Annotated in this window: 20 protein-coding genes; all 20 read left to right on the forward strand. The window is 41.6% G+C overall.

Going from position 1 to position 16,357, the window contains the following annotated elements:
• The first annotated feature begins 6 nt into the window (after positions 1 to 6).
• The 20 genes from fliF to flhB all read left to right on the forward strand — a co-directional run bounded on the left by fliF (position 7) and on the right by flhB (position 16,211).
• On the forward strand, positions 7 to 1,599 hold the full coding sequence (fliF, locus tag MKZ26_RS21155) for a flagellar basal-body MS-ring/collar protein FliF (RefSeq protein ID WP_340767443.1): 1,593 nt from the start codon (positions 7 to 9) through the stop codon (positions 1,597 to 1,599).
• Between the two features lie 14 nt (positions 1,600 to 1,613).
• Positions 1,614 to 2,627, forward strand: a complete 1,014-nt coding sequence (fliG, locus tag MKZ26_RS21160) for a flagellar motor switch protein FliG (RefSeq protein WP_340767444.1) — start codon at positions 1,614 to 1,616, stop codon at positions 2,625 to 2,627.
• The gene (fliH, locus tag MKZ26_RS21165; protein ID WP_340767445.1) at positions 2,620 to 3,390 is read left to right on the forward strand and encodes a flagellar assembly protein FliH; all 771 of its coding nucleotides are present in this window, start codon (positions 2,620 to 2,622) and stop codon (positions 3,388 to 3,390) included. Before fliG ends, fliH begins: the two co-directional genes overlap by 8 nt.
• Before the next feature lie 2 nt (positions 3,391 to 3,392).
• Positions 3,393 to 4,724 (forward strand): flagellar protein export ATPase FliI, encoded by a 1,332-nt coding sequence (gene fliI, locus MKZ26_RS21170; RefSeq protein WP_340767446.1) that lies wholly within the window; start codon positions 3,393 to 3,395, stop codon positions 4,722 to 4,724.
• Entirely contained in the window at positions 4,721 to 5,170 is a 450-nt protein-coding gene (fliJ, locus tag MKZ26_RS21175; RefSeq protein WP_187045402.1) for a flagellar export protein FliJ, read from the forward strand. The genes fliI and fliJ overlap by 4 nt, the downstream gene beginning before the upstream one ends.
• Before the next feature lie 7 nt (positions 5,171 to 5,177).
• Complete coding sequence (locus MKZ26_RS21180; protein ID WP_340767447.1) at positions 5,178 to 5,780, forward strand: MotE family protein; 603 nt, start codon at positions 5,178 to 5,180, stop codon at positions 5,778 to 5,780.
• Between the two features lie 40 nt (positions 5,781 to 5,820).
• The gene (locus tag MKZ26_RS21185; protein ID WP_340767448.1) at positions 5,821 to 7,233 is read left to right on the forward strand and encodes a flagellar hook-length control protein FliK; all 1,413 of its coding nucleotides are present in this window, start codon (positions 5,821 to 5,823) and stop codon (positions 7,231 to 7,233) included.
• A 3-nt stretch (positions 7,234 to 7,236) separates the two neighbouring features.
• On the forward strand, positions 7,237 to 7,905 hold the full coding sequence (gene flgD, locus MKZ26_RS21190) for a flagellar hook assembly protein FlgD (RefSeq protein WP_340767449.1): 669 nt from the start codon (positions 7,237 to 7,239) through the stop codon (positions 7,903 to 7,905).
• 19 nt (positions 7,906 to 7,924) lie between these two features.
• On the forward strand, positions 7,925 to 8,305 hold the full coding sequence (locus MKZ26_RS21195) for a TIGR02530 family flagellar biosynthesis protein (RefSeq protein ID WP_340767450.1): 381 nt from the start codon (positions 7,925 to 7,927) through the stop codon (positions 8,303 to 8,305).
• Positions 8,306 to 8,391: 86 nt separating this feature from the next.
• Positions 8,392 to 9,189, forward strand: coding sequence for a flagellar basal body rod protein FlgG (flgG, locus tag MKZ26_RS21200; RefSeq protein ID WP_340767451.1), 798 nt, complete (start codon positions 8,392 to 8,394; stop codon positions 9,187 to 9,189).
• An 80-nt stretch (positions 9,190 to 9,269) separates the two neighbouring features.
• Entirely contained in the window at positions 9,270 to 9,491 is a 222-nt protein-coding gene (locus MKZ26_RS21205; RefSeq protein WP_340767452.1) for a flagellar FlbD family protein, read from the forward strand.
• Positions 9,481 to 9,906 carry a flagellar basal body-associated protein FliL gene (gene fliL, locus MKZ26_RS21210; protein ID WP_187045395.1) on the forward strand — a complete coding sequence of 142 codons (426 nt, stop codon included), beginning with the start codon at positions 9,481 to 9,483 and terminating at the stop codon, positions 9,904 to 9,906. Before MKZ26_RS21205 ends, fliL begins: the two co-directional genes overlap by 11 nt.
• A gap of 185 nt (positions 9,907 to 10,091) precedes the next feature.
• A complete protein-coding gene (fliM, locus tag MKZ26_RS21215) occupies positions 10,092 to 11,090 on the forward strand; it encodes a flagellar motor switch protein FliM (protein ID WP_340740403.1) in 999 nt (332 codons plus the stop codon).
• Complete coding sequence (fliY, locus tag MKZ26_RS21220; protein WP_340767710.1) at positions 11,083 to 12,312, forward strand: flagellar motor switch phosphatase FliY; 1,230 nt, start codon at positions 11,083 to 11,085, stop codon at positions 12,310 to 12,312. Before fliM ends, fliY begins: the two co-directional genes overlap by 8 nt.
• 19 nt (positions 12,313 to 12,331) lie before the next feature.
• Complete coding sequence (locus MKZ26_RS21225) at positions 12,332 to 12,694, forward strand: response regulator (protein WP_067211221.1); 363 nt, start codon at positions 12,332 to 12,334, stop codon at positions 12,692 to 12,694.
• A gap of 7 nt (positions 12,695 to 12,701) precedes the next feature.
• Entirely contained in the window at positions 12,702 to 13,406 is a 705-nt protein-coding gene (locus MKZ26_RS21230; protein WP_340767453.1) for a flagellar biosynthetic protein FliO, read from the forward strand.
• Positions 13,399 to 14,064, forward strand: a complete 666-nt coding sequence (gene fliP, locus MKZ26_RS21235) for a flagellar type III secretion system pore protein FliP (RefSeq protein WP_067211217.1) — start codon at positions 13,399 to 13,401, stop codon at positions 14,062 to 14,064. The genes MKZ26_RS21230 and fliP overlap by 8 nt, the downstream gene beginning before the upstream one ends.
• Before the next feature lie 12 nt (positions 14,065 to 14,076).
• A complete protein-coding gene (gene fliQ, locus MKZ26_RS21240; protein WP_187045392.1) occupies positions 14,077 to 14,346 on the forward strand; it encodes a flagellar biosynthesis protein FliQ in 270 nt (89 codons plus the stop codon).
• A gap of 4 nt (positions 14,347 to 14,350) precedes the next feature.
• Positions 14,351 to 15,127, forward strand: coding sequence for a flagellar biosynthetic protein FliR (gene fliR / locus MKZ26_RS21245; protein WP_340740401.1), 777 nt, complete (start codon positions 14,351 to 14,353; stop codon positions 15,125 to 15,127).
• 1 nt (position 15,128) lies between these two features.
• The gene (gene flhB, locus MKZ26_RS21250; RefSeq protein ID WP_340767454.1) at positions 15,129 to 16,211 is read left to right on the forward strand and encodes a flagellar biosynthesis protein FlhB; all 1,083 of its coding nucleotides are present in this window, start codon (positions 15,129 to 15,131) and stop codon (positions 16,209 to 16,211) included.
• Positions 16,212 to 16,357 lie beyond the last annotated feature (146 nt).

Consider the following 16,357-nt stretch of genomic DNA (forward strand, 5'->3'; position numbering starts at 1 on the left):
ATTACAATGAATGAAAGAGTGACGAAAATCAGGGCGGATTTACAAACGCTTTGGTCGAGTCGTACAAAAAAACAAAAAGGTACTTATATTGGATCTACAATCGCCATTATTTTAATCGCTGCTTTCTTAACATTCTTTCTATCTAGAACGGAATATGTGCCGCTCTATTCGGAGGTATCTCGCGCTGAAATCGGACGCATTAAAGAACAGCTTGATGCTCAAGGGGTTAAAAGCAAGGTTGCGCCAGGTGGCACATCGATCTTAGTGCCGAGGGACAGCGTAGACTCATTACTAGTGTCCCTTGCGGCAGAAGGTTTTCCGAATTCAGGAATGATTGATTACTCGTTCTTTGCAGAAAATGCAGGATTTGGAACGACTGACAATGAGTTCAATATGATTAAGCTTGCTTCTATGCAAACTGAACTTGCGAACCTGATTAAAGGAATCGAAGGCGTGAAAGATGCGAAAGTAATGGTCACATTGCCGACAGAGAGTGTTTTCTTGAATGAGAGTACGCAACAGGCAAGTGCGTCGATTATGTTGAAAACCGATGCGGGACACCAGTTCACAGAACCACAGATTACTGCACTTTATAATCTAATATCGAAAAGTATACCGAATCTGTCGACCGATGATATTGTCATCATGAACCAGTACTCCGAGTACTTTGACTTGAAGGCTACCGATAATGCATATGGACCTAGCATTACGGATCAAATGACCCTCAAAAAAACAATCGAACGTGATTTGCAACGCCAAGTACAGATGATGCTTGGAACAATGATGGGGCAAGATAAAATTGTTGTCTCAGTCACAACAGATATTGACTTCCAACTTGAAAACAGAGAAGAGAATCTTGTATTACCTGTCGACGAAGAGAGTATGGAAGGAATTGCACTTAGTGTACAGCGTCTTACTGAATCGTTTACAGGAAATGGCCCAGTCGCGGGCGGGACTCCTGCAGGAGAGGACCCTACAGATAATGGGACTGGCTACGTGGAAGGGACATTTTCAAACGGTGATTATGAAAAAATCGAAGAAACGGTTAACAATGAAGTGAACCGTATTCGTAAAGAAATTGTTGAAAGCCCTTATAAGATTCGTGATATCGGAATCCAGGTAATGGTTGAACCACCAACTGCAGACGATCCAACATCAATGCCACCGGGAATGCAAGATGATGTCCAGCGCATACTTGAGACAATCATTCGTACATCTATTGACAAAGAGGCAGCTGGAGCTTTAACGGTGGCGGAACTGAATGACAAAATCGCCGTCTCTGTACAGCCTTTTAATGGTAAAGTGGATGACTTCTCTGCGCCGACGTCTACAATTCCGTGGTGGATTTACGTAATTGGCGGTGTACTTCTTCTTATTATCGGTATTCTTGTGTTTATGTTCATTAGGAATCGTCGAAAAGCGGAAGAGCTAGAAGAAGAACTGATTATGGAAGAACAACTTGCAACATTTGATGTAGATGATATTAATAATGAACTTGAAACAGAAGGAACTGTCCGGAGGAAACAACTCGAGAAGATGGCAAAAGACAAACCAGAAGAATTTGCCAAACTATTGCGTACATGGATAGCCGAGGAATGACGGAGGGATGAACTGTGGTTAAGAAAGAAAAAGGGATGACAGGAAAACAAAAAGCAGCACTTCTGCTCATTTCCCTCGGTCCGGAAGTATCAGCAGCAATTTATAAGCATTTGAATGAAGACGAAATTGAACGCCTAACGCTTGAAATTTCAGGTGTCAAAAAAGTTGAGGCATCCGTGAAAGAAGAAATTATCGAAGAGTTTCATAACATTGCACTTGCTCAGGATTATATCTCGCAAGGCGGTATTGGCTACGCGAAAACGGTACTTGAAAAAGCGCTTGGTAAAGATCATGCGCAAGCAATTATCAATCGCTTAACATCTTCCTTACAAGTGCGACCTTTCGATTTTGCAAGACGTGCAGATCCATCACAAATTCTGAATTTCATTCAAAACGAACATCCGCAAACAATTGCGCTTATCTTGTCTTACTTAGAGGCAGAACAGGCTGGACTGATTTTATCGGCATTGCCGCAAGAGATGCAGGCAGATATCGCGAGAAGAATTGCGACGATGGACTCGACTTCACCAGAGGTCATCAGTGAAATCGAAGCGGTACTTGAGCGGAAACTATCTTCAACAGTAACGCAGGATCACACGGAAACGGGTGGCGTGGATGCAGTCGTCGAAGTGCTTAATGGAGTTGACAGAACAACAGAGAAAACGATTCTTGATGCACTTGAAATTCAAGATCCGGAACTCGCAGAAGAAATTCGGAAACGTATGTTTGTCTTTGAGGATATTGTTACATTGGACAACCGTTCAATTCAGCGTATTATTCGCGACTGTGAAAATGAAGATTTAATCCTTTCACTGAAAGTTTCTAGTGAAGAAGTGAAAGAAGTCTTGTTCAGGAATATGTCTCAGCGGATGGCGGAATCGTTCCAAGAAGAGATGGAAGTCATGGGACCTGTACGATTGAAAGATGTCGAAGAGGCCCAATCTCGTATTGTGAGCACGATTCGTAGATTGGAAGAATCGGGTGAAATCATAATCGCTCGTGGTGGAGGAGATGACATCATTGTCTAACGTATTTCGTTCATTCAATACGATATTGGAGGATGGAGAAACGAAAGAAATCTCCATTCGAAGCCTTTATGTTTCGCAAGAAGTCGACGCGGAAGTGAGTTTGTCCTTAGATTCCATACTTATTGAACGGGACCGCATGTTGAAAGAGGCCAATACGATAAATGAGCAGGAAAAAGAGGCAATCGAACGACTGAGACAAACTGCCACTGAAGATATCTTATCGATGCAAGCAGCCTGGCAGAATGAAAAAACAGTACTTCAGCAACAAGCATATGATGAAGGGTTTCAAGTCGGCTACGAAGAGGGGCATAATAAGTCATTATCGGATATGGCAGCTTCTATTAGTACTGCAAATGAAACGACGGAGTTATCCACTGAAAATGCGCGTCAATATCTTGTAAGCCAGGAGCGCATCATTCTCGATCTTGCAATGCTTTCTACAGAGCGGATTATTGGACAAGTACTTCAAGATGATAAGGAAGTTTATTTATCAGTTGTTAAAAGAGCCTTAAAAGAAACACGTGAAATGAAAGAGATTAAATTGTATGTTTCTCTCGATTATTTCGAACTTGTATCCGATAATCGTTCTGAACTTGCATCGATTTTCCCGCCGAATGTGCCATTCCTTATTTTTGCAAATGATGATTTTGAATCAAACGAGTGCTATATCGAAACAAATCATGGGCGGATTGTTGTCAGCATTGACGAACAGTTGAATGAACTAAGGGAGAAACTCATCGGTATCATGGAAAGTGGTGATTGACGATGAAAAAAGCAGAGGACTTAATTGCGGTCATTCCAAATGTAAAGACTTTTAAAAAGCTTGGACGTGTTGTCCGCGTTGTTGGTTTGATGATTGAGTCACAAGGACCTGAAAGTTCAATCGGTGATGTCTGCCATATCCATTTAAATAATACAGGCAAGTCCGACTCGATTATTAAAGCAGAAGTTGTAGGATTTAAGGAAGAAATCGTCATTCTGATGCCTTATACAAATATCCGTGATATATCTAGCGGGTGCCTTGTTGAAAGTTTGGGGAAACCGCTTGAAATCAAAGTAGGTATGAATTTAGTAGGAAAAGTGCTTGATTCGATGGGGAACCCAATCGATAACAGCATCCTTCCGAGAGGGTTGACAACTGTTAGAACAGAACAAGACCCTCCTAATGCCCTTACCCGTCCACCGATCAGCGAAAAGCTTGCGGTGGGTGTCAAGGCGATTGATGGCATGTTGACAGTCGGAAAAGGTCAGCGAGTCGGAATTTTCGCGGGATCTGGTGTTGGAAAAAGTACTTTGCTTGGTATGATTGCTCGCAATACGACAGCCGATTTGAATGTCATAGCACTGATAGGTGAGCGTGGCCGTGAAGTCCGTGAATTCATCGAACGTGATCTCGGACCTGAAGGCATGAGCAGGTCGATTGTTGTTGCTACAACATCGGACCAACCTGCGCTTATGCGTATTAAAGGAGCGTTTACCGCAACAGCAATTGCTGAGTATTACAGAGATAAGGGCATGAACGTCATGCTTATGATGGACTCAGTAACACGGGTAGCGATGGCACAGCGGGAAATAGGACTGGCTGTCGGAGAACCCCCTGCTACGCGCGGTTATACCCCTTCTGTCTTTGCTATCTTGCCAAAATTACTGGAACGTACGGGCACCAATGAGAATGGATCTATTACGGCATTCTATACAGTACTTGTAGATGGCGATGATATGAATGAGCCAATTGCTGATGCAGTTAGGGGAATCCTGGACGGACACATTGTACTCGATCGGACACTTGCGAACAAAGGACAATATCCTGCAATCAACGTATTGAAAAGCGTTAGCCGGCTCATGAATCATATTGCGGATCCAGAGCACGTAAAAGCAGCAGAAAGATTGCGCGAACTTTATTACACCTACAATAAATCCGAAGATCTGATTAATATCGGAGCCTATAAACGCGGGACATCTAAAGAAATTGATCAAGCAATTGAGTTTGAACCACTTATTACAAATTTTTTAAAACAAGGTTTCAAAGATAACATTTCAATCGAGGACAGTATTGCTGAGCTCGTATCACTCGGTGCTGGAGGCGGGAACGTATGAAGCCTTATAATTATCGCTTTGAAAAGGTGCTAACTTTTCGTGAGCAAGAAAAAACCGAAACTGAAGTGGAATTTAAAGGATCAGTTGAGGCATTCGAAACAGTTGCGACTAAACTGTATGACTTGCTGAAAAAGAAAGAAGATACGCTCACCGAACAACAGGTCAAGATGGCGGTCGGTTTTTCGGTTAATGAAATTCATTATTATGCTCGGTTCATTAGCAGCTTAGAGAAAAGAATTACAGTGGTACAACAACAAGTCATGCAGGCTCGCTCAAAAATGAATTGGTATGAGAATAAACTTTTGGAAAAAACGTTGGAAGTTAGAAAATTCGAAAAAATGAAAGAAAAAGATCGTGAACATCATCGCGCTGAAATGGAACAGCTAGAAGCGATTCAGCTCGATGAATTGTCGACGCTGAAGTTCCGCAGAAGAGAAAATAGGTGATAATGTGGTGAAAAAGGCTAAACAAACAGAACAAATAACTAACGTAGAACAAGAGGGGAAAAGCGGCACCTTCCAAAAACTTTTACTTTGGGTACTTATTCCACTGTTATTCACAACGGCACTCGTTCTAATCATTGCGAAATTTGCAGATGTCAATGTATTCGACAAGGCGAAAGAGTTGTCTGGTAAATTACCATTCATCACAGAAAAGAAAGAAGAAGATCCCGTTATGGGTGATCTCGTCCTTGAAGAACGAGTCGTGACGATGCAGGCGGAAATTCAAGAGAAAGAAGCCCAACTGTTCAAGGTTCAGCAAGATCTCGATAAGTCAGCTAATGAGAATGAAAAATTGCTGATTGAACAAGAGAAACTCCTTGATGAGATTGCTGTGTTGGTGCGCAATAAAGATGACTCCAAACGAGATTTTAATGAAATAGTAACAACGTTTGAGCAAATGTCTGCAAAATCATCGGCACCGGTCATTACTAAAATGAGTGACGCGGAGGCGATGCGCATCTTGACGAATTTGAAATCAGATACACTTGCTGCTATTTTTGAAAAAATGACACCTGAAGATGCAGCGAAATATACGACAATGATGACCAAGTAAATGGGGCTTTATAAAGCTGCTTTTGAAGGGAGGTGAATAAGTGAACATCGCATCATTACAAGGAATCGCTGGAGTGAATGTGCAAAATTCGTCGAATAAAGTTCAGTCAGGTCAGCCAGCAACAAATTCATTTGGATCGGTTTTCAGCAGTATCGCTGGAAATGTCCCATTAGCTGTTGCCCCTGTACAGGAACTGACTGTCGACGGGATAACCGATGAATCGATAATGGCAATTTTTAATGCAACTTCTATTGAAGAGCTTGGGATTGCTATTAAAAACCTAACAGATGGCGAAAGTAAACTGGATTCAATTTCCAATCTAGGGAATCTAGAAGAGCTTGTAAGTCTACTCAATCTTGAACCGAAACAACTGATTGAAAGCTTGCTTCAACTATTAGAACAAGCAGATCTTGACGAAGAGGAACTGTCAGCAGTAGCTAATACGAATGACTTTTGGACGGTTTTGAACGCCATTGATAAAGTAGCTCCTCAGTTTTTCAAGCAATTAACGGATGCGCTTGAAGGAAAAGGCGATATACCGAAACAACAGGCAGTTGAATTGCTGACGTTGCTTAAAACGGCAGAACTTACCGCTCCGAAAATCGATTTGCTTATGAAACAAGAACAGCAAGTTTTCTCGCTGCAAAGTTATCTAGCTACAGCGGGGGAACATTGCGAAAAAGTACTTAATTCTAGCGGTTCTGCGAAGAATGTCATGGTACAATTGATGGAGTCGAAAAATAGCGTACGATTTACAATTCAAGTAGAAACAGGGCAAACGATGACAGACGATGGAACAATGAAAAAAGATAACAAGGATACACAGCAACAAGTTTTACCTACTACGGTTACGACTGCAGTTACTACCAAAGTACCTTCAACAGATGAAGGTACTGCGAAAAACGGTCCTGAATCACCGGTTAGCGCATCGAATAGCAAGGAAACCTCACAACTAGCCGTCAGTAGTGCTTTAGGTACAGTTGTAACTGCAAAAGGTGAACTTACGCTTACTGAAGTAGAAAATCGAACTAACGCACGAAATGAGGCGTTGATCAAGGAAATGCAAACGATTTTCAAACGTTCGAATTTCGGTCAAACTAACGGGACGAACCGCTTGCTTATCAAACTGTATCCTGAACATCTTGGACAAGTACGAATTGAATTGCTTCAAGTCAACGGCATCATGACAGCAAGAATTCTTGCATCCACTGCACTCGGTAAAGAGATGCTAGACAGTCAGTTGCACCAGCTTAGAAGTGCATTCCTTCAACAAAATCTGCAAGTAGAACGAATCGACGTTTCGCAAACATTGCAAGATACAGCGAAAAATGATCGTGACCAAGCGTTTAATCAGCACTTCAGAAAAGAAGGGCAAGAGACAGACCAGCAACAGGAACAAAATGATGAAGAAGAAATGACATTCCAAGAATACATGATTGATTTGGGGGTATAACGAATGACGATTGCAGGACAAAAACCGATTACAGGAACAGATTATTTAATTAACAAGCAGCGAGATGAGCGTAAAACTGGCGATGGAGTTATGGGGAAAGACGATTTCATGAAATTACTTATCACCCAATTGCAAAACCAAGACCCGACAAACCCGATGAAAGATAATGAATTTATCGCTCAAATGGCGCAGTTCTCTGCACTTGAACAGACAATGAACTTATCGAAGTCATTTGAAAAGTTCGCGGAAGCACAAGGTCAATCACAACTTATTCAGTACAATAGTTTTGCCGGCAAAGAAGTCCGTTGGCATGAACTAAAACTTGATGATAAAGGTCAGTCGGTTGTAGGTGAAGATGGCAAACCTATCATCACTGAAGGGGTCAATCGTATCGTGTCTGTGAAGTATGACAATGGTTCTGTGAAATTCATTTTGGACGATGGCAAAGAATTGACACCTGCTAATATTTCAGAAGTGATGTCTGGTTCGGGCGGAACGAATAGCCTTGTTGAAGCGAGCATGCTAATCGGCAAGAAAGTCGGCTATCTGGACGGTGAAGAAGAGAAGACAGGTACAGTCGCTTCGGTATCTAATAAAGATGGAAAACTACAATATATATTAGAAGACGGTACCCGCATTGACGGTAAAAACTTTACATCGATAAGCAAATAACAAAGAGCGGAGCGAATGTATGGATAAACTAAACCTCCATCGTATTCCATTGCAGCCGCTTATTCATCAAGGACAGGCACTGCCATCAACACCAAGCCCAAAGCAATCGTTTCTCGAACATCTGAACAAAGCGGTGCAGCCTGCTGAACTTAAAATAAGCAAACATGCATCAGAGCGTTTGGTAGAACGAAACATCCAGATATCGGATGCTGAGTGGGCACATGTCACGGCGAAGGTGAACGAGGCAAAGTTGAAGGGAATCAAAGAATCGCTTGTTTTGATGGACCAAGCTGCACTCATCGTAAGTGCAAAAAACTCGACAGTCATTACAGCGATGGATCGCATGGAAGCGAAAGATCAATTATTCACGAACATCGATGGCACAATTGTGCTTAGTTAAAATTCGGCAGGACCTTTATGGATGCCAATAACCGCTGACTGATAGATGCGGTTACACTTTTTAAAATCGAAAGGGGAAAAATATAAATGTTACGTTCAATGTATTCAGGGATTTCAGGTCTACGAAACTTTCAAACAAAACTAGATGTAATTGGTAACAATATCGCAAACGTTAATACTTACGGGTTTAAAAAAGGCCGTACAATTTTTAAAGATTTGATTTCACAGACAGTGGCGGGAGCTTCAGGGCCAGGAGAGATACGCGGTGGGGTAAACCCAAAACAAGTGGGGCTTGGCTCGCAAATTGCTGCAATTGATACGATTCATACAGGTGGATCAACACAATTTACTGGAAATACATTGGATCTTGCAATTTCTGGAGATGGTTTCTTTCAAGTTGAAGATGAGGATGGAACTGGAAGAGTTTATACTAGAGCTGGAAACTTTTATATGGATAACACAGGAAACATAGTGAGTGGTGATGGGAAATTTCTAGTAGGAGAAGGAGGGGGACATTTTCAAATTCCAACTGATGCGCAAAGTATGTCAATTGGACAAGATGGAACAGTTTCTTACGTGGATGCAGATGGGGTGCTCGAAGTACTTGATAAAATCGAGTTGGCTAAGTTTCCGAATCCAGGAGGGTTAACGAAAGTAGGTGGGAACTACTTTGAAGAATCTGTTAACTCGGGGGAGCCGGTAGTGGCTGTTCCACTAGATGGTGGTACAGGTGCAATCGAATCCGGCTTCCTAGAAATGTCCAACGTCGACCTAGCTGAAGAATTCACTGAAATGATTGTCGCACAACGTGGTTTCCAAGCAAACACACGCATAATTACAACATCCGATGAAATTCTACAAGAACTCGTCAACTTGAAACGATAACTAATTGACAACACAATTAATCTAACATAGCTTTACTAGAAAAGGAGGGTCGGGCCGGCTCTGTGCCCGGCCCCTTACATATGATACGAGTTACTCGCCTAAACAAAACCGAGTTTACATTGAACGCATTGTACATTGAGAAAGTCGAGTCATTTCCTGACACGACGATTACCCTTACGACAGGAACGAAATATGTTGTCTTTGATACGGCTGACGAGATAAACAGCCGTATTATCGAATTTTATAAGGCGGTCCAGTTATTATCCAATCCGCATATACGAGGTGAAGAAGATGAAGAATAAAGTACTGACGGTATCCCTTATTATACTAGTTTGCATCACGCTTATCGGCGTAGTTGGACTCATTCTTGTTATGCAACTGAACAAAGACGATGAAGCAAAAGAGCCAACAATTGATGAAATTGTTGAATCTTCCGTTGACATTGAAGAAATCACAACAAATCTTGGCAACCGACAATTTATCAAAATCACGTTGAAAATTCAGACAGATAATAAATTAGCAGGAGAAGAACTGGCGAAAAGGGATTTCCAAGTTAAAAATATTGTTATCCAGGAACTTTCCGAGATGACGGCGCAAGACCTTGAGGGGAAAGCCGGAAAACAGGCTTTCGAGGATGCCTTGATAGCACATCTTAACCCCCTTATGCAAAATGGGGAAATCCAAAAGATCTACATCGTTTCGTATATTATTCAATAACCAGTTAATTTGAACAAATGAACACCTATATAAATCGAGCGAAGGCGGCTTACAAGGGGGAGCCGAAGCTACCTGGCTTGGAGAGGGAGGCATCCCCGAGCGTCGCAGCGACTTCAATCGGATACTTTATTTCAACCAATACAGGCAACTAGTCGCACTAGAGTCAGATACCGGGAGGTGACCATATGGCCGGGGATATATTATCCCAAAGTGAAATCGATGCATTATTGTCTGCGATTTCAACAGGGGAAATGTCTGCAGAAGACATGAAAAAAGAAGATGAGACCAGGAAAGTAAAAGTGTATGATTTTAAACGTGCCCTTCGATTTTCCAAAGATCAGATACGCAGTTTGACTAGGATCCACGAGAACTTTGCCAGACTATTAACGACATATTTTTCAGCACAGCTAAGAACGTATGTCCAAATCAATGTAGCTTCGGTAGATCAGATTCCTTTTGAGGAATTTATACGTTCTATTCCGAATATGACCTTGATCAATATATTTGAAGTTCCACCGCTAGATGGCAATATCCTAATGGAAGTAAACCCGAACATTGCTTATACGATGCTCGATCGCATGATGGGTGGAGTCGGAGAGAGTCCAGGTAAAGTTGATAATTTGACTGAAATTGAATTAAAAATCATGACAAGTTTATTTGAACGTTCCTTTGACAATTTACGCGAAGCATGGTCAGGGATCATTGATATCGATCCATTTTTGACGGAGATAGAAGTTAATCCGCAGTTCCTTCAAATGATATCGCCGAATGAAACGGTCGTTGTTATCTCGTTCAATATTATCATTGGAGAATCTAGTGGAATGATTAATATCTGTATTCCACACGTCGTTCTTGAACCAATCGTACCGAACTTATCGGTGCGCTATTGGATGCAGACCAACAAAAAAGAACCGACAGTAGAGCAAACTGTGGTTCTTGAAAAACGATTGAAACAAGCTCCTTTGTCTGTTATCGCCGAACTAGGTAATGCAGAAATGACGATTGAGGATTTCCTCTACCTACAAGTGGGGGATGTCGTAAAGCTAAATCGTAAAATTGATGATCCACTTGTCATAAAAATCGGAGATATACCGAAATTCACAGCACAGCCGGGCCATTTGAAAAACCAGATGGCTGTTCAGATAATTGATACAAAGATTGGAGGGGATGAAGATGATGAGTGATAATATCCTTTCACAGGAAGAAATTGAAGCACTATTACGTGGGGAACCTTTGTCAAGCGATGAGCCCGGGGATTCTAGCCCAAAAGAAATAGTAACGGCAGATTATTTGGATGATATGGAAAGAGATGCGCTTGGTGAAATTGGGAATATCTCTTTCGGCAGTTCAGCAACAGCATTATCTGCATTGCTCGGACAAAAAGTAGATATAACGACACCTACTATTTCGGTTGTCGATAAGGAAGCTTTGGAAGAAGAATTCATCCATCCATACGTTGCTATTAAGGTCGACTATACAGTAGGACTTAGCGGTATGAACTTACTCGTTATTAAACAAAGTGATGCGGCAATCATTGCGGATCTTATGTTGGGCGGAGATGGTTTAAATCCGAATATGGACCTTGGTGAAATTCATTTAAGCGCTGTCCAAGAAGCAATGAATCAAATGATGGGTTCTGCGGCAACTTCGATGTCAACTTTATTCAATAAGAAAGTCGACATTTCACCGCCAACAATCGATTTGATGGATGTCCTTGAAGACAAAGGGCGGGATCTTATTCCCGAAGATGATTTAATGATAAAGGTATCGTTTGAGCTTAAAGTAGGCGATCTGATCGATTCAAACATTATGCAATTAGTTCCACTTGGATTTGGGAAGAAATTAGTTGCTTCTCTCATGGGCGGTGATGCAGAAGAGGAAACTGCGGCAGTTGCCGAGATGACTCGACCAACAGAACAGCAACCTTCTCCAGTACACCAACAGCCAACACAGCAACAACAAGTGCAACAGCAGTCGTACGAACAAAATGGATATGGACAAGGGATGCAGCAACCGGCTTATGACGCACAATACGGACAGCCAGCACCACAACAGCAGATGCAAATGCGTCCGCAACAACCGCAGGTACAAGTTCAGCAGGCACAGTTTGCCAACTTTGAAAGTCCATCATTAAACAAGTCAGAGTCCAACAACTTGAATATGCTCCTTGATATTCCTTTACAAGTAACGGTCGAACTTGGTAGAACAAAGCGTTCCGTGAAGGAAATTTTGGAAATGTCAAGCGGTTCCATTATTGAACTGGACAAATTGGCGGGAGAACCGGTTGATATTTTAGTGAACAATCGCCATATCGCAAAAGGAGAAGTTGTCGTTATCGACGAAAACTTCGGAGTACGAATCACAGACATTTTAAGTCAAGTAGAACGTTTAAACAATTTAAGATAATTTAACGGGGGTAATGACAATGAGTAGACGTATATTAATAGTAGACGATGCAGCTTTCATGCGAATGATGATAAAAGATATTTTGACAAAGAACAATTTTGAAGTAGTTGGCGAAGCAGCAGATGGTGTACAAGCTATTGAAAAATATTTCGATTTAAAACCTGATCTTGTCACGATGGATATTACAATGCCTGAAATGGATGGCATCGCAGCTTTAAAAGCGATTAAAGAAAAAGACCCTGCGGCGAAGATCATCATGTGTTCAGCAATGGGGCAGCAGGCAATGGTAATCGATGCGATTCAAGCTGGTGCAAAAGACTTTATTGTCAAACCATTCCAGGCAGATCGTGTTGTTGAAGCAATCGAAAAAGCATTAGGATAATCGGGGGATGAAATCAACGAATGTACAAAAGTACTTGTCAGCTTTCATACTGATTATCTTCCTAGTAACCCAATTGCCGTACGCATCCGTTCATGCAGACACCGACGCTGATCCGAACAAACCGGTGTCAGATTTGTTTACCAAAGACCCGGAAAAGGATACCGATACTGATGAGGACACATTAACACCGCCCGCTGATGATCTTACTACGGACAAGGCGGACGTAGGTTCCTCCGCGGGGGACTACATAAAAACGTTATTCGCTTTAGTGTTCGTCCTTGGATTATTATTTGGTCTATTGAAGTTCGTTAATCGGAAAAATAAGCTCTACGATAAAAATCGACTTATGAAAAACATGGGTGGTATTTCGCTCGGACAGCATAAATCGATTCAACTGGTAGTCATAGGAGAATCCTATTACCTTATTGGGGTTGGAGACGATATCCGATTGTTAAAAGAAATTACGGATCCTGATGAAATTGACAAACTAGTAGAATTCTACGCGAGTGATAATAGTACGGAGATAGTATCCGGGATGCTCAATCGGATTCTTGCTAAAGTAACGGGTAAATCGAAAAGTGACTCGAATGTGAAAACGGAAGAGTCATCCGATTTCAGTACTGTTTTTCAAACAAGGCTTGAGGAGATGAAAGAAGAGAGAAAACGGCATATCAGCCGGTTGACAGAAAAGGAGCGCAACCGCGATGAATGATATTGCTCAGTTTTTTTCAGACAGTGATCCGTCAAATGTATCGACATCTATCAAAATGATGTTACTTCTGACTGTCTTGTCCTTAGCGCCAGCTATTCTAATTTTAATGACTTCTTTTGCAAGGATTGTCATCGTTCTGTCATTCGTTAGAACCGCACTTGCAACGCAACAAATGCCTCCAAACCAGGTAATTGTTGGACTAGCACTGTTTCTGACGTTTTTCATCATGGCTCCAACGTTTCAGCAAGTGAATGATCAGGCTCTTACTCCGCTATTTGCGGACGAGATTTCGCTTGAAGAAGCATATGAAAAGGGAAGTATCCCACTCAAAGAATTTATGAGTAAGCATACTCGACAGAAGGATTTGGAGTTATTCCTTCGCTACAATAAAGCGGATCGACCTGAATCACTAGAAGACATCTCACTGACGATGTTAGTTCCCGCATTTGCTTTGAGTGAAATTAAAACCGCCTTCCAAATGGGTTTTATGATCTTCATACCATTTTTAGTTATCGATATGATTGTAGCGAGTATTCTTATGTCGATGGGGATGATGATGTTACCGCCAGTCATGATCTCGTTACCGTTTAAAATACTACTGTTCGTCCTTGTTGATGGATGGTATCTCATTATCAAATCATTGTTGCAAAGTTTTTAGGAGGGGTTTTGAATGACACAGGAATTAGTCATAGAGATAGCAGAGCGTGCAATCTGGGTCATTCTTTTGACTTCGGGCCCACTCCTTATCCTTGCACTTGTGACAGGGCTTTCCGTGAGTATTTTCCAGGCAACCACGCAGATTCAGGAACAGACACTAGCATTCGTGCCTAAAATTGTTTCTGTGTTAGTTGGGATTGTCATTTTCGGTCCATGGATGCTAGCAAGGGTTACAACGTTTGCAGCAGATATCTTTGAGAATCTTGGACGGTATATCGGGTGATTAAATGGAAGAACTAGTCCCTTCATTAGCTGCATACTTACTTATCTTGACTCGTGTCACTGCTTTTTTTGTTACATTACCACTATTTTCTTATCGTGCAATACCGACTACTCAGCGCATCATTTTTGGTGCCTTGCTTGCTTGGTCGATGGTCTATGCGGTCGACATGCCTGTGCTGGAGATTAATGGGGCGTATCTTTTATTAGTCGTGAAAGAGGCAATGACAGGATTATTCATTGGAATCATCGCGTTCATCGTCATGTCTGCCATTCAAATTGCTGGAGGTTTTATCGATTTTCAAATGGGGTTTGCAATTGCGAACGTTATTGATCCCCAAACTGGAGCGCAATCTCCGCTTCTTGGTCAATTTTTCAACTCGTTGGCCATCCTCTTATTACTTGCGTTAAACGGCCATCATATGCTCTTGGATGGAATTTATTATAGCTACCAATTCATCCCGGCAGATCAACTATGGCCGGCTTTTGGTCAAGAGGGACTAGCCGATTTTGTCATTCGGACTTTTGCAACCTCATTTGCAATCGCCTTCCAAATGTCAATTCCAATCGTTGCGACACTATTCCTCGTTGATTTAGCACTTGGGATCACTGCAAGAGCAGTGCCACAATTAAATATTTTCGTTGTAGGATTCCCAATCAAGATTGGGGTTAGTTTTATCGTTCTGTTTATTATGATGGGTGTCATGGTCCAAATGATGAAGAAATTATTTGAAGTGATGATCATTAGTATGAGGGACTTGATGTTAATTCTTGGAGGTGGCTAGTATGATGTTGCGGCTTGATCTGCAATTCTTCGCAGGGGAAAAGACCGAAAAAGCCACTCCGAAAAAACGTCAAGATTCCCGAAAAAAAGGTCAGGTTTTAAAAAGTCAGGACGTTACAAGTGCAATCCTGCTACTTTCCGTGTTCCTGTTCCTGTTTTTTGCTGCAGGATTTATGAGGGACCGCTTTTTCGTGTTTTTCCATCAGGCATTCACTGAATATATACCTATATCCAATCTAGATGAGGATCAGGCAATGCTCATTTATGGAGATGTCTTAATTCAAATGGCATTTCTTCTATTGCCTGTCATGCTTGTAGCGGTTGTTGCAGGAGTGGCTGGGAATCTATTTCAATTCGGTTTGCTTCTTACTGCTGAACCATTGAAAATGGATTTGAAGAAAATAGATCCAATCAAAGGGCTAAAACGGATTTTTTCGATCCGTGCCATTGTAGAATTAATGAAGTCTGTACTGAAAATTACATTTATCGGAACAACTACAACGCTTATCCTTATGTCGAATATTGATAAAGTACTAGGACTGGCATTCAAAAGCCCCTGGGATATATTAACGACGGTCGGGCAACTTGCTGCATTGATGGGAATAACAGCAGCATTTGTCTTGTTATTCATTTCTATTCTAGACTTTATGTATCAAAAATATGACTATGAAAAAAATCTTCGGATGTCCAAACAGGATATTAAGGATGAATATAAAAACTCCGAAGGGGATCCGCTTATAAAATCCAAAATTAAGCAACGCCAACGTGAAATGGCTATGCGACGCATGATGCAGGAAGTGCCCAATGCAGATGTCGTGATCACGAACCCGACCCACTATGCAATCGCACTGAAGTATAAGGACGGGGATATGGATGCGCCCATTGTTGTCGCAAAAGGTGTCGATTTTGTCGCTCAAAAGATAAAATTGATTGCCGCTGAAAACAACATTGTAATGGTAGAAAACCGGCCACTCGCCAGAGCACTCTATGACGATGTTGAAATTGGAGGAAGGATTCCTGAAGAGTTCTTCAAAGCAATAGCTGAAATACTTGCGTATGTATACAGAATTCAACGTAAGATTTGATTTGGTCAACAAGGAAGGATGTAGTTCAATCCTTCCTTGTTGACCAAAAGCCTCCGGCGGATGTCACAGATTTTCAAAGGAGTTAATTGAGTAAGCTCAATAAAAAAACTGGACGCAAATACGCCGAGGCGTATTTGATTAAATAC

The organism is Sporosarcina sp. FSL K6-6792, from assembly GCF_038004885.1.
Taxonomy (GTDB): Bacteria; Bacillota; Bacilli; order Bacillales_A; family Planococcaceae; genus Sporosarcina; species Sporosarcina psychrophila.